Source organism: Brevibacterium picturae, from assembly GCF_900105045.1.
GTDB lineage: Bacteria > Actinomycetota > Actinomycetes > Actinomycetales > Brevibacteriaceae > Brevibacterium > Brevibacterium picturae.
In genome coordinates this window covers 3,425,822-3,438,461 of sequence record NZ_LT629739.1, presented here as the reverse complement: position 1 = coordinate 3,438,461, position 12,640 = coordinate 3,425,822, and the positions used below count along the sequence as shown (strand labels likewise).

General features: G+C 64.3%; 12 protein-coding genes and 1 pseudogene. 10 read left to right on the top strand and 3 right to left on the bottom strand.

The genetic code is table 11. The features are described 5' to 3' along the window. The first annotated feature begins 98 nt into the window (after nt 1-98). From orn to BLT92_RS15695, 3 genes are all read left to right on the top strand, one after another. Nucleotides 99-668: an oligoribonuclease gene (orn, locus tag BLT92_RS15705; protein ID WP_231939166.1), complete on the top strand. Its 570-nt coding sequence runs from the start codon at nt 99-101 to the stop codon at nt 666-668. A 110-nt stretch (nt 669-778) separates the two neighbouring features. Then, nucleotides 779-1,195, top strand: coding sequence for an ArsR/SmtB family transcription factor (locus BLT92_RS15700; protein WP_092107046.1), 417 nt, complete (start codon nt 779-781; stop codon nt 1,193-1,195). Then, nucleotides 1,192-2,886, top strand: coding sequence for a SulP family inorganic anion transporter (locus tag BLT92_RS15695; RefSeq protein ID WP_092107044.1), 1,695 nt, complete (start codon nt 1,192-1,194; stop codon nt 2,884-2,886). The genes BLT92_RS15700 and BLT92_RS15695 overlap by 4 nt, the downstream gene beginning before the upstream one ends. Nucleotides 2,887-2,941: 55 nt before the next feature. Here the strand turns inward: BLT92_RS15695 and BLT92_RS15690 are convergent, their stop codons facing one another. Next, nucleotides 2,942-3,862: an SCO6745 family protein gene (locus BLT92_RS15690; RefSeq protein WP_092107042.1), complete on the bottom strand. Its 921-nt coding sequence runs from the start codon at nt 3,860-3,862 to the stop codon at nt 2,942-2,944. A gap of 10 nt (nt 3,863-3,872) precedes the next feature. Next, entirely contained in the window at nt 3,873-4,625 is a 753-nt protein-coding gene (locus BLT92_RS15685; RefSeq protein ID WP_092107040.1) for a FadR/GntR family transcriptional regulator, read from the bottom strand. Nucleotides 4,626-4,846: 221 nt separating this feature from the next. On the opposite strand from BLT92_RS15685, the pseudogene BLT92_RS15680 reads away from it, so the two are divergent. The 4 genes and pseudogenes from BLT92_RS15680 to BLT92_RS15665 all read left to right on the top strand — a co-directional run. Next, nucleotides 4,847-5,536 (top strand): annotated as a pseudogene (locus BLT92_RS15680) ((Fe-S)-binding protein); the annotation flags it as partial. Between the two features lie 302 nt (nt 5,537-5,838). Beyond that, nucleotides 5,839-7,386 (top strand): lactate utilization protein B, encoded by a 1,548-nt coding sequence (locus tag BLT92_RS15675; protein WP_231938877.1) that lies wholly within the window; start codon nt 5,839-5,841, stop codon nt 7,384-7,386. Then, nucleotides 7,383-8,156 (top strand): LutC/YkgG family protein, encoded by a 774-nt coding sequence (locus BLT92_RS15670; protein WP_231938876.1) that lies wholly within the window; start codon nt 7,383-7,385, stop codon nt 8,154-8,156. Before BLT92_RS15675 ends, BLT92_RS15670 begins: the two co-directional genes overlap by 4 nt. A 72-nt stretch (nt 8,157-8,228) precedes the next feature. After that, nucleotides 8,229-8,957: an LmeA family phospholipid-binding protein gene (locus BLT92_RS15665; protein ID WP_092109491.1), complete on the top strand. Its 729-nt coding sequence runs from the start codon at nt 8,229-8,231 to the stop codon at nt 8,955-8,957. A gap of 223 nt (nt 8,958-9,180) precedes the next feature. Here the strand turns inward: BLT92_RS15665 and BLT92_RS15660 are convergent, their stop codons facing one another. Beyond that, a complete protein-coding gene (locus tag BLT92_RS15660) occupies nt 9,181-10,035 on the bottom strand; it encodes an NAD(P)H-binding protein (protein WP_092107036.1) in 855 nt (284 codons plus the stop codon). 156 nt (nt 10,036-10,191) lie between these two features. On the opposite strand from BLT92_RS15660, the gene BLT92_RS15655 reads away from it, so the two are divergent. The 3 genes from BLT92_RS15655 to nhaA all read left to right on the top strand — a co-directional run bounded on the left by BLT92_RS15655 (nt 10,192) and on the right by nhaA (nt 12,599). Continuing rightward, complete coding sequence (locus BLT92_RS15655; RefSeq protein WP_092107034.1) at nt 10,192-10,797, top strand: TetR/AcrR family transcriptional regulator; 606 nt, start codon at nt 10,192-10,194, stop codon at nt 10,795-10,797. Nucleotides 10,798-11,044: 247 nt separating this feature from the next. Then, entirely contained in the window at nt 11,045-11,194 is a 150-nt protein-coding gene (locus BLT92_RS20510) for a hypothetical protein (RefSeq protein WP_157691476.1), read from the top strand. A 115-nt stretch (nt 11,195-11,309) separates the two neighbouring features. Continuing rightward, nucleotides 11,310-12,599 (top strand): Na+/H+ antiporter NhaA, encoded by a 1,290-nt coding sequence (nhaA, locus tag BLT92_RS15650; protein WP_092107032.1) that lies wholly within the window; start codon nt 11,310-11,312, stop codon nt 12,597-12,599. Nucleotides 12,600-12,640: the final 41 nt, after the last annotated feature.

The window sequence follows — 12,640 nt, the reverse complement described above, 5'->3', positions numbered from 1 at the left end:
TGTGTCGGTGCGCACAGCCGACCGAAATGCTCAGGACGGCCCCTCTGCCTTAAGCTGGACCCGTGAGCAACGACAAAATTGTGTGGATCGACTGTGAAATGACCGGCCTCGACGAGGTCAGGGATGAGCTCATCGAAGTGGCGGCTGTCATCACCGACTTCGACCTCAACCCCCTCGACGAGGGCATCGACATCGTCATCAGACCCTCCGCCGCGGCGCTGGAGAACATGAACGACTTCGTCACCCAGATGCACACGAGCTCCGGACTCATCACCGAACTCGATGACGGTACGACGGTTGCAGATGCGCAGACGCAGGTCCTCGAGTACATCAAGCAGCACGTCCCGGAGTCGGGCAAGGCGCCCCTGGGCGGCAATTCGGTGGGCACCGACAAGGTGTTCCTGAACAAGCAGATGCCCGAGCTCGTCGATCACCTCCACTACCGGATCATCGACGTCTCCTCGATCAAGGAACTGAGCAAGCAGTGGTTCCCCCGCGCCTATTTCCAGTCCCCTGAGAAGCACGGCGGCCACCGCGCCCTCGGCGACATCCTCGACTCGATCATCGAGCTCCAGTACTACCGCAAGGCCGTGTTCTCCGCCGAAGGGCCGACGTCCGACGAGGCGAAGTCCATCGCCGCCGAGGTGGGCTCAAGCATTTCCCGCTGAGCCTGCTTCGTCCGGCGCCCGCCCTGAACCAGCAGCCGGGCGCATTTGCAATCTTCTTTGCTGAGGTTCAATCGCTGAGGTTCGCTTTCATGTGAAATGATGATTTCATCATGCCGTTAAGTCACCTTCAGCGCCCTCTCTACGAGGTCAAAGCAAACCTGTTCAAGGGTCTGGCCCATCCCTATCGAATTCGGATTCTCGAACTTCTCGCCGGGGCTCCTGAGGTCAGCGTCACAGAGCTGCAGGCCGAGACCGAGCTCGAAGCCTCCCACCTGTCCCAGCATCTTGCGGTGCTGCGGAAGCATCGCCTGGTCGAATCCGAGCGTCGGGCCAGCCATGTCTACTACCGCCTGGCCGACCGGCGCACCGCCGAGCTGCTCTCCGTGGCCAGGTCGCTGCTGCTGTCGATGCTCGAAGACGACGAAGGTCGCCTGGCCGAGGCCCAGACGCTGCCACGGATTCCAGGCGGCTCCGCGCCCACGAGCAGCCCGAACAGGTCCGCGTCCGCAGGCGAGTCCGCGTCATGAGTTCGTCGCCCACCACCTCGGCGGCCATGCTCAGTGCCCTGAGACGGGCACGCTCACTGCTGCCTGGCGTCGCCGACTACAGCGAGACCCGCCGGTCCTGGCCGAAGGACCTTCTCGCCGGGGCCACCGTCGGCATCGTCGCACTTCCGCTGGCGCTCGGCTTCGGTGTGAGCTCAGGACTCACCGCAGAGCAGGGCCAGATCACTGCGATCGTGGCGGGACTCCTCGCAGCGGTCTTCGGCGGTTCGCATGTTCAGATCTCGGGACCCACCGGCGCCATGGCCGTCGTGCTCGTGCCCATCGTCGCCATCCAGGGCGCCGAAGCCGTGGTGGCAGTGACGCTGATCGCCGGACTCATCGTGGTCGCGGACGGACTTCTGCGTCTGGGGCGTGCCGTCTCGTTCATCCCCTGGCCCGTGCTCGAGGGGTTCACCCTGGGAATCGCTGCCATCATCTTCTTGCAGCAGGTCCCGTTCGTGACCACACCGGTCGATTCTGCACCCGGTGAGCACAGCACCAATGCACTCGTTGCAGCCGGTCAGCTCATCGGCGAGGCCGACTGGTCCTATCTGCCCTACTCGCTCACGGCGGTCGCGATCGTCGTCGCATGCATGCTCATCGCTCCGAAGATCCACCCCTCAATCCCCGGATCGCTCGTCGGCATCATCATAGTCACGGTCCTCGCCGCACTCGTTCCAAACCCCCTGGCGACCATCGGAGAGATTCCACGCTCGCTGCCGGTGCCCAGCGTCCCCGACATCGACCTCGGTGCCATCGGCGGGCTGCTGCCGGCTGCGGGAACCATCGCCGCGCTGGCCGCTATCGAATCGCTGCTCTCTGCACGGGTGGCCTCCTCAATGTCGGATTCCGGTGCCTACCGTCCTGACCGGGAGCTCGTCGGACAGGGAGTCGCGTCCATCGGCTCCTCGCTCTTCGGCGGCATGCCTGCCACCGGCGCGATCGCCCGCACCTCGGTCAACATCCGTGCCGGTGGCCGCACCCGGCTGGCATCGATTGTCCATGCCCTCGTCCTGTTGGCCATCGTCCTCGCCGCAGCCGCGCCGGTGGGGCAGATTCCCCTCGCGGCTCTCGGCGGCGTCCTCTTCGTCACCGCCGTGCGGATGGTTCACCTGACCACGGTGCGTGCCATCATGCGCTCGACGCGCTCCGATGCCGTCGGCTTCATCATCACCGCTCTGATCACGATCTCCTTCGACCTCATCATCGCCGTCGGAATCGGAATGGTCGTGGCCGCCGCTTTTGCTCTGCGCAACCTCTCCCGGGCGACCGGAGTCACGATCGAAGAGGTCTCCGCCGGAGAGTCAGCACATCCCGGCGACGACTCGATCTCGATCGTGCGCTTCGATGGGCCGCTGTTCTTCGCCTCATCCGACCGCATCTTCGACGAAGTCATGGAGCTGGACGGGATCGTGGTGGTGATCCTGCGGATGTCCCAGCTTGAACTCGTCGATGCCTCCGGTGCCCGCATCCTCGCCGAGGTGGTGCATGCTTTCGAACGTCGCGGGATCACGGTGCTCATCAAGGGAGTCAAGGACTCCCACGTCGACCTGTTCCGGCACGTCGGCGTCCTTGGTGCGCTCAGGGACAACAGGCATCTCTTCGATGACCTGCCCAGCGCGATCGAGCATGCCCGCTCACACGTGGAGCGGGCATCGACCGGCTCCCGCTGAGCCGACTTGTGCTCTGGCCCGGGGCCGACTTGCCCGCCGGGCCGGCTTCAGTGGTTCAGTTGGTCTTCTTCGCCGGCTGGGCGAATATCGACGAGGGGAAGGCCCCGGACTGGGCCAGGACCTTGATCAGGGTGCGGCTCGGAGACACGAGCGCCTCGATCTCTTCATCGGTCAGCGCCGACCAGGCCGCGGCCACAGTGCCGTCGGTAAGCTGCTCGACCTGCTCCTTGAGATCGCGTCCGGCATCGGTGATTTCAGGCAGGTCGAAGCCGCGCTCGTCGGCGCCGACGGTGATGAGGCCGGCTTCGGCCAGGCGCGTCTGAGCGCTCTTCCACTCCTCGTCGGTGTGGCCGCGGGTCTTCTGCGCGGCTCGGGGCCGAAACGAGGCACCCGTAGCGACGTCGAGCATGAGGGCGTCGATGCCCGGAACACCGGCCGTCACGAGCGAGGCCACATGGCCGTCTCCGCGGAATTCTCTGACGATGGTGGCTACGGCCCACAGCTGCTCGAAGGCGGTGTTGGGTTCATGGCCGGCGAGTGCGTCGGCGGTGGCCAGAGCGAGCGGTCGCCCGGAGAAGTCCATGTTCGCCAGGACCGGCTGCATGGCTGTGGCCAACTCGGTGGCCGCCTCCGTGAGCAGGGCGATGTCCTCGCGAGAGTCGAAGAGCTCGGCCATGAAGGCAGCCACCGCGTCGAAGCGCGCCTGCACCATGGTCTCCGGTGAGACCGTGTCCCACAGCTTCGGGATCTGCGAGGCGATGAAGGAATGTGAGTAGTTGCAGTAGACGGCGCTGACGACCCCAGCGTTCACGCGACCCAGCGGGGCCGACCGCGCCGCCAGGTTCCCTTCGACCCCGGGTTCGAGCCCGTGCTTGGCATATTCCTGGCCCACGGTCTCGGAGAAGTACATCGCCGAGTGGAATGAGTTGAGGCGGGAGGAGACGGTCCTGATGTTCTGCGTGCGCTGCGAGTTCATGGTGCCAATCCTATGGTCGAATGCCGGTGGTCGTGGCGAACCAATGGATGTGGGCCGCGCATTCTTGCCGAGCCCGGTCGGCGTCACCGGCGAGAATGCTCTCGAGGAGACCGGCGTGTTGTTTCGTGAGCTCGGCCTGCACCCATGGCCAATCATCGGTGGCGGCGGCCGCTGCTGAGACATAGTCGAGGATGCTGCTGGACAGTGAGGCCAAAATGATGTCGGTGACCGGATTTCCCGCAGCGGCGCACAGTTCGCGATGAAACCTCGCGTCGAGGTTATGGAAGTCTTCCTTGGCGATGTCGGGGTCGCGCATCGCAGTCAGGAGATCGCCCGCGCCCCGGAGATGGACGTCGCCCGGCCCAGGCGACTGGACGCTGGAGCCTCGGCCATGTCGCTGCACCGACTCGGCTGCGACAGCCTCGGCGGCGGTGGCGACAGCCTCGGACTCGAGGACGACTCGGGTGGTGAGCACATCCGCGGCAGCGATGTGCCGGGCCGAAACGTGAAGCTTCAACGCCCGGGACAACCCCACGGCAGGCTCGGAGACGATGACCGACCCGGCGCCTGGCCCCGATCCGACATTGGATCGGATGAGACCGACTGCGTCGAGGATGCGAATGGCCTCGCGCACACTCGACCGGGAGACGTCGAATCGCTCGGCCAGGCTCCGCTCCCCCGGCAGGCGATCACCGAGGGTGAGGCTGCCGTCGAGGAATGCGCGCTCGATTCCGGCAAGGACTATTTCATAAGCCTTGTTCATCGTAATTGCCTCTTCGAGTCTGCGATGTCGGCACCACTCCCGGTATCTGCACGCTCATCACACACATCGGCGTCGAGTTCTGTACGGGAGCATCCCCCTATGTTATGGTCTGACCACATTTGTGACAAGAACCACTCCCGTCGCATTCGATCGGCCCTGACTCAGGGATCGTGGCCCGGATCCGATTCTTGGCACTGCTGGCAACTCGGCCTGGAGGTCAGATGAAGATTGCACTGTTCGCCACGTGCATCGTCGATGCCATGTATCCGGAGGTCGCGCAGGCGACCGTGTCCATTCTGCGCAGGTTGGGCCACGAGGTCACCTTCCCCAGCGGGCAGACCTGCTGTGGCCAGATGCACATCAATTCGGGGAAGCTCGCCCAGGCAGAGCCGGTGATCGCCGCCCATGCCCGAGCTTTCTCGAGCACCGAATGGGACGTCGCGGTCTCACCCTCGGCGTCCTGTGTGGCCTCTCTGGGACACCAGCAGCCGATGGTCGCCAGGCGGATGGGCAACGAGGCCCTGGCCACGGAGGCCGCCGACATCGCCTCACGCACCTTCGAACTCTCGCAGCTGCTCACCGACGTCCTCGGCATCACCGACGCGGAAGCGGACCTGGGGTCCTACTTCCCCCACCGGGTGACCTACCACCCGTCGTGTCACGGGATGCGGCTGCTGCGCCTCGGCGACCGGCAGTCCGGGCTGCTGCGGTCGGTCGAGGGGATCGACTACGTCGAACTGCCCCTCGCCGATGCCTGCTGCGGATTCGGCGGGACGTTTTCGGTGAAGAACCCCGAGGTCTCCTCCGCGATGCTCGCCGACAAGGTCCGGACCGTCCATTCGACCGGCGCCGAGGTGTGCACCGGCGGAGACGCGTCCTGCCTGCTGCACATGGGCGGCGGGATGTCTCGCTTCCAACGCACCGGGAACTTCGAGGGCACCCCCGACGTCACCGCCGTGCATGTGAAGCAGACGAGTTCGACCGAACCCCGCGATGACAACGCCGATCACCTCACAGCCGTCGTCGGAGCCGGTGACGACGATCATCTGCGCTCCAACGAGAACGAAACCAGCCCGGCGGAACCGAGTCGAGTCCAGTCGGGCCTGAGAGTCGGCCAGTCGACGGTCCACCTGGCGCGCATCCTCGCCTCGACCAGGCAGGATCCGCTGCGTGTCCAGAGCGAAGGAGCAACAGTGAGCGGAGGGAGCCTGCGATGACTTTTCTGGGAATGCCGCCGCTGCGGTCCACACGCTACGACGATATCCCGGGCGGACAGGGCAACATCGTCGAAGACGAGTCCTTCGCGAAGGTCTCGCATCAGCACCTGTCGAACCAACAGCTGCGCAACAACATCGGACACGCGACCGCGACGATCCGCGACAAACGCTCCGAGGTCGTCGCCGAACTCGACGACTGGGAGGCCCTGCGGGAGGCGGGCTCGCGGGCGAAGAACCACGTGATGGAGAACCTGCCCGAGTATCTGGCGCAGTTCGAGGAGAACTTCACCGCTGCCGGCGGGGTCATCCACTGGGCCCGGGATGCCGATGAGGCCAATGCCATCGTCACCGAACTCGTCGAGGCCAACGCCCCCGTGCTTGAGAACGGGCGCCGTGAGGTGATCAAGGTCAAATCGATGGCAACCCAGGAGATCGGACTCAACGAACACCTCGAGACTCAGGACATCGACGCCTTCGAAACCGATCTGGCCGAACTCATCGTCCAGCTCGGCGATGATAAGCCCAGCCACATCCTCGTGCCCGCCATCCACCGCAACCGCGACGAGATCCGCGACATCTTCAGGGAGAAGATGCCCGATGCCGGGGAGCTGACGAATGATCCCGCCGTCCTCGCCGAGGCGGCCCGGAAGCATCTGCGCCACAAGTTCCTGACCACGAAGGTCGCGGTCTCCGGAGCGAACTTCGGCATCGCGGACTCGGGCACACTCGGGGTCGTCGAGTCGGAGGGCAATGGCCGCATGTGCCTGACCCTGCCGGAGACGCTGATCACGGTGATGGGCATCGAGAAGCTGCTGCCCAGCTTCGACGATCTCGAGGTGTTCCTGCAGTTGCTGCCACGGTCCTCGACCGGCGAGCGGATGAATCCTTATACCTCGTTCTGGACGGGCACGACTCCCGGCGACGGGCCGCAGAACGTCCATCTCGTCCTCCTCGACAACGGACGCACACGCGCCCTGGCCGATGAGCACGGACGCACGGCGCTCAACTGCATCCGCTGCTCGGCCTGCATGAACGTCTGCCCCGTCTACGAACGCACCGGCGGCCACGCCTACGGGTCGACGTACCCGGGCCCGATCGGCGCGATCCTCTCACCCCTGATGACCGGCGTCGAAGCCGAGGAGAACGGCTCCCTGCCCTACGCCTCGAGCCTGTGCGGAGCCTGCTACGACGTGTGCCCGGTCAAGATCAACATTCCCGAGATCCTCGTCCATCTGCGCGGTGAGGACGTTGAGGCCAATCACTCCCCCGTCTCCTCTCAGCTCGACGCCGCACTCACCGGAGCCTCGTGGATGATGGGCGATGGAAAACGGATGGCCGCGGCCGAATCCGGTCTGCCCATCGCTCACGCGGTCACCGGCGGCGAGCAGATCAATTCGCTGCCCGGCATCGCCGGAGCATGGACCTCGAGCCGTGACATCCCCGCACTGCCGGAGAAGAGCTTCCGGCAGCTGTGGACCGAGTCAGAAGGCAAAACCGACGGCGAATCCAAGGGTGAGACCGAGGGCGAGGACGACGAGAAATGACGGACACCGCACGTGAAGAGATCCTCGGCCGCATCAATCAGGCGCTTGGCCGCCGAGGTGGGGGCGAGTACGTCTCATCCGCTACCGGGGCCGTGCCGACCGGTTCACCCACAGACGCTGCGGGCTCCGGGACCACACACTCGACGAGCGCGGAGGCGGGTACCGAGGCCGCGGAATCGACCATCCCGGCTGCCGGCGGAGGCATGGTCAACCAGAGCGCGGACTATCTCCGCACGGGCACGCATGAGGGCGAAGACCTCATCGAACTGCTCATCGACCGCCTCGAAGACTACAAGGCCAACGTCCACCGTGTCAGCGGTGACCCTGCTACGACCATCGCAGGTCTCCTCGAGCCAGGGGCGACGATCGTCGTGCCCCGCGGGCTCGACGATTCCTGGCTGCAGGAATTCTCCGGTGAAGTCTCGGTCGATGCTCCCGGTCAGGAGCTGTCCATCCCCGAACTCGACGCACAGGCGGCAGTGGTGACCGCCTCGGCGGTGGCGATCGCGCAGACGGGAACCATCGTCCTCGATGGGTCACCGGAGTGCGGCAGGAGAGCGATCACGCTCGTCCCCGATCATCACGTCTGCGTCGTGCGTGTGAGCGACATCGTCGACATCGTTCCCGAGGGAATCGCGCGTCTGACCCGGACGGCGGCGCTGACGTTCATCTCCGGGCCCTCGGCGACGAGCGACATCGAACTCAAACGCGTCGAGGGCGTCCACGGTCCCCGGACTCTCGACGTCGTCATCGTCGATGATGCCTCGTGAGAGATTCGCGCCCATGCTCGTGGTCGAGGGCCGCAGCGGAGCGAGCATCGGCAGTACGCGACAATGGTGTCCATGACGACACCCCGCACTGTGCAGTACCCGCAGGAACCGCCTCGGCGGAGTTCGCGCCGGTCGACGTTCATCGTCACCGCGGTCATCGTCGTGTTCACTCTCGTCCTCGGCATCATCGCCGTCGACCGGGTGGTCGACTTCACCACCGAGCAGAGAATCGCCGAGGGCCTCGAACCCTACGGCGAAGCCGATGTGAACGTCGAAGGCTTCCCCGTACTCACCCAGATGGCCGGTGGAAGGCTCGACACGGTTCATGTCACCGCTGATCGGGCACGGTATGCCGACGTCGACTTCATCGACGTCGATGCCAAGCTCTTCGATGTGCCCGTCGACACCTCGCGGCCGATCGGCACGGTCGAGGCGGGCGCGGTGATTCCGCTGTCGACGATCGATTCGCTCGCCACCGAACACTCATCCCTGCCCAACGGCATGTCATTCACCACGATCGACGACGAGCTCTTCCTCAAGGGATCCCTGCTCGGGCAGGAGCTGCTCATCGGCATCGAACCGAAGGCAGACTCGCGGCGGGTCGTCGTGGGCGCCACGACGATCCAACTCGGATCCGCCGAGGTCGACATCGACTCGCTCCCCTCGTTTCTGACCTCGTCCATCTCAGACATCGTCATCGACCTCGACTTCCTGCCCGCCGGACTCGAACTCACAGACATCGAAGCCACAGACACGGGACTGGCGATCAGCCTCCACGGCACCGGCGTCTCCTTGAACTGAGTAGTCAGTGCCCTGCGCCTGCCGGGGGTGTGCCCTGCGCAGTGAGCTTTAACGATAAACGGCGGTGTTTTGTCAGTGTTCAATGGCGGCCGCTCGTACGGGAGAAGGGACTGATGCAGAATCGAGGGACAACTAATCTGACTCCAAGCCGACAGCGGAGTGTCTCGTAACCTAACTGTCTCGAATCTCATGGATTTCGAAACAATCAGATTGTCCCCATGCATCAACCGGCGATTTGTTCTGTGAGCTGATCAGCGATGCTGCGTGGCTCCCGTCCGAGAAGACGGGACAGTGTGTGGTCGGGCTGAGAGAAGTGGCCGCTTCGCGTTGCTTGGAACATCGCCAGAGTGAAGCGTGCTGCCGTCTCAGGCACCCCGGCAGCCGTTTCTCCAGCAACCCATTCCTCGTCATCGACAACAATGCGTTCAACAGATCGACCCGACAGTTGGGAAGCCTGTGCGGCGAAGTCAGCGAGAGTCACCGGTGACGCCGGTGCGAGATTGACTGGGCCAGCGAACGCCTCAGCGCTGGTCAGTATAGTCGCGGCCGCTTCCCCGGCATCGCGCCGGTCGACCCATGCGAAGGGACCATCGGCCGGCTTGGCGATCGTGCCCGTTGCCTGCCATGGCCCGAGGAGCTGTCCGAGGTGACCATAGAAGCCGTTGCGCAGGGCCGTCCATGCCACGCCAGACTCGGCGAGGTACTGCTCTGCTGCAGCGTTGATAGCCAGCGGAGGATAGGGCGTGTTGAAGTCCGTTCCGTGAGTGCTGGTGTAGAGGATTCGTTTGGCCCCGGCCTCGACTGCGGCGTCAATGGCGGTCCTGTGCTGAGCGTTGACATCCGCAGTGACGTCGCTCGATGAGACCAGCAGCACCTGCTCGGCATCGGCGAACGAATCGCGGAGCGCGACCGGCTCGTCGTAGCCTCCTTGTCGGACGCGGACTCCCCGGTTAGCCAAATGCTGTGCGCGGTCAGGATTGCGGACGCTGACACCGATGTCACTCGGCGGAAGCCGCTTGAGGAGATATTCCACAGTCAACCCGTTGAGAGCACCTGTTGCTCCGGTCACGATGATCATGATGACGACCTTTCACTGAATCCCGGTCCGATGGCCGGCGATGACGGACGGCACTTCTTTTAAGTTGACCATTACAGTCAACTTAGTTCCGACATCCACACTGCGGTAAAGTGACACAAGGAGTCAAGTTATGGAAAGTTCAGAGAGGGGCTGAGGATGGCCGGTAGGAATTCCGCGTCGACGTTGCGCATGGATGCCCGCCGGAACGTCGAGCGGATCCGCTCAGCCGCAATCGATGTGTTTCGCACCGAAGGGCTTTCGGCACCGCTGGAGAACGTTGCCGGTGCCGCTCAAGTGAGCAAGGCGACGATCTTCAACAGGTTCGGCGGGCGGATCGGACTGATCGATGCCGTCATCGACGAGGTCGTCGCGACTGCGCTGAGGGCCGTCATTGATGACGCCCGTTCAGTGCCCGGTATCAGCGAGCGGATACGATTCTACGTCGGTGCCATCCGAGATCTTCAATACCGACTGCCGGCTGTCAATGACGTTCTCCTGCAGGCGTTTCCCGACTCGGAACCACTGATGGATCTCTGCCGCGTCGGGGGAGGCTTCCATGAGGAACTGGTGGAGGACGGTCATGCGGCCGACGCTCTGGCCGAAGAGGTCACGCCGGATGATTTTCAGGCGATGGCCATCGACAACTCACTTGCCCTCAAGTACGGAGTTCAGCCTTCCAGAGCGGATTACGACCGACGTACCGGGTTCGTTCTCGACGGAATCTTCCAGCCAACCCAGTCGACAGCCTGGCAGGGCTCCTAGGTTCGGTGTATGAAGCAAGGCGTCACGCGTCTCGAAGCCTTGCTGTCTTATAACCTATGTGCCGCAGAACCCATAGCATGCAAGACTCCGCGCAGGCCATAACTAAACCAGATAGGTCATGGGCGCAGGGCCGTCAACGAACGATGCGAGGAGACCGCCGACTATCGCTGAAACTCACAGCCCTGCGCCCACTGGATCAGTGTCCTGTGCTCGCTGGAACAGTCCGATGTCAGGTAGACTGGTCGCGATGACTTCCTCAGTGCCCCACGCAGTATTCACACCGAAGGTGTGGGTTCTCGAGCACCCGGGCACCAATGGCTACATCACCTCCTGGGGCAGGATGCTGTCTGGGACAGCACCGCTTCTCGCCGAAGGACGACTCCGGCCCACCCTCTGAGCACACCGTCATGAGCGCGACCGCCTCGGCGATCGATCACTGACTGCTCAGACTGAGCACCCGCACGCGTTTCGGGCCGGACAGACACATCATCCGGCAACGAAATGGAACCATCGTGACTGCACCATCTGTGACCAACCCCGCCACCCCCGGCCTTCTCTCCTTTCTGCGCAAGGACACCGTCGGCGGCGGACTCCTCCTCATCGCCGCCCTCACGGCCCTCGTGTGGGCGAACTCTCCCCTCGCCGATTCCTACTTCGCGATCAGGGACGCCGAATTCGGAAACGCAGCCTGGCATCTGCAGCTGAGCCTGGGAACCTGGGCTGCCGACGGCCTGCTCGCGATCTTCTTCTTCCTCGTCGGGGTGGAGCTGAAGACCGAATTCACCCACGGAGATCTGCGCAGATTCCGCACGGCCATCGTCCCGATCACCGCCGCAGCCGGCGGCGTCATCGTCCCCGCCATCATCTACACAGCTCTCCTGACCTCCTACCCGGAGACGCTGCGCGGATGGGCGATTCCCACGGCCACGGACATCGCATTCGCTGTCGCGATCCTCGCGATCATCGGCTCCCACCTGCCCAAGGCTCTGCGCATCTTCCTCCTCACCCTCGCCGCCGTCGATGACCTGCTGGCGATCGGCATCATCGCCGTCTTCTACACCGAGACCATCTCTCTCGTTCCACTCCTGACAGCAGTCGCGGTCATCGTCGTCTACGGTCTCATCGCCGCCCGCTTCCAAACGTTCTTCGTCGAACGAGCCTGGGCCGCGTGGGTGATTCTGCTGCCCCTCGGGCTCATCGCCTGGGCACTCATGCACGCCTCAGGTGTCCATGCGACGATTGCCGGTGTGCTGCTCGGGTTCACGATCCCCGCCCTGGCCAGCCGCCGGCGCAGAGGTCAGGATCGTCAGGCAGATGACGATGACCGCCCGAACCTCGCCGAGGTGCTCGAACACCGCCTGCGGCCCCTGTCCGCGGGATTCGCGGTGCCCGTATTCGCATTCTTCGCCGCAGGTGTGGCCGTGGGCGGACTCGACGGTCTGGCCACCGCGTTCTCCCAGCCGTTGACCTTTGCGATCATCGCGGCCCTGGTCGTCGGCAAACCGTTGGGGATCCTGGCGTCGACGTGGCTGGTCACCAGATTCACCTCGGCGGGCTTGGACCCGAGTCTGAAGTGGCCGGATCTGGCCGGTGTCGGTCTGCTCGCCGGAATCGGGTTCACGGTCTCCCTCCTCGTCGCCGAACTCAGCTTCATCCCCGGCGCCCCTGAACACGATTATGCGAAGGTCGCAATCCTCAGCGCCTCGGTCATCGCCGCCCTGTTGGCCACGCTGGTCTTGGGCAGCAGGAACTCTCGGTACCGCACGGCTGAGGGCGCTACCCTGGATGTGGACCACCTCTGAGAACCGCACACCACCACTGACGGCACCACCAGAAAGGCTCA

Bases quoted from the DNA above. Each gene is read 5' to 3' on its own strand.
- BLT92_RS15655 (WP_092107034.1), top strand. From the start codon at position 10,192: ATGGCCGGTAGGAATTCCGCGTCGACGTTGCGCATGGATGCCCGCCGG.
- BLT92_RS15685 (WP_092107040.1), bottom strand. From the start codon at position 4,625: ATGAACAAGGCTTATGAAATAGTCCTTGCCGGAATCGAGCGCGCATTC.
- BLT92_RS15700 (WP_092107046.1), top strand. From the start codon at position 779: ATGCCGTTAAGTCACCTTCAGCGCCCTCTCTACGAGGTCAAAGCAAAC.
- BLT92_RS15670 (WP_231938876.1), top strand. From the start codon at position 7,383: ATGACGGACACCGCACGTGAAGAGATCCTCGGCCGCATCAATCAGGCG.
- BLT92_RS15665 (WP_092109491.1), top strand. From the start codon at position 8,229: ATGACGACACCCCGCACTGTGCAGTACCCGCAGGAACCGCCTCGGCGG.
- orn (WP_231939166.1), top strand. From the start codon at position 99: ATGACCGGCCTCGACGAGGTCAGGGATGAGCTCATCGAAGTGGCGGCT.
- BLT92_RS15695 (WP_092107044.1), top strand. From the start codon at position 1,192: ATGAGTTCGTCGCCCACCACCTCGGCGGCCATGCTCAGTGCCCTGAGA.
- BLT92_RS20510 (WP_157691476.1), top strand. From the start codon at position 11,045: ATGACTTCCTCAGTGCCCCACGCAGTATTCACACCGAAGGTGTGGGTT.
- BLT92_RS15660 (WP_092107036.1), bottom strand. From the start codon at position 10,035: ATGATCATCGTGACCGGAGCAACAGGTGCTCTCAACGGGTTGACTGTG.
- BLT92_RS15675 (WP_231938877.1), top strand. From the start codon at position 5,839: ATGACTTTTCTGGGAATGCCGCCGCTGCGGTCCACACGCTACGACGAT.
- BLT92_RS15690 (WP_092107042.1), bottom strand. From the start codon at position 3,862: ATGAACTCGCAGCGCACGCAGAACATCAGGACCGTCTCCTCCCGCCTC.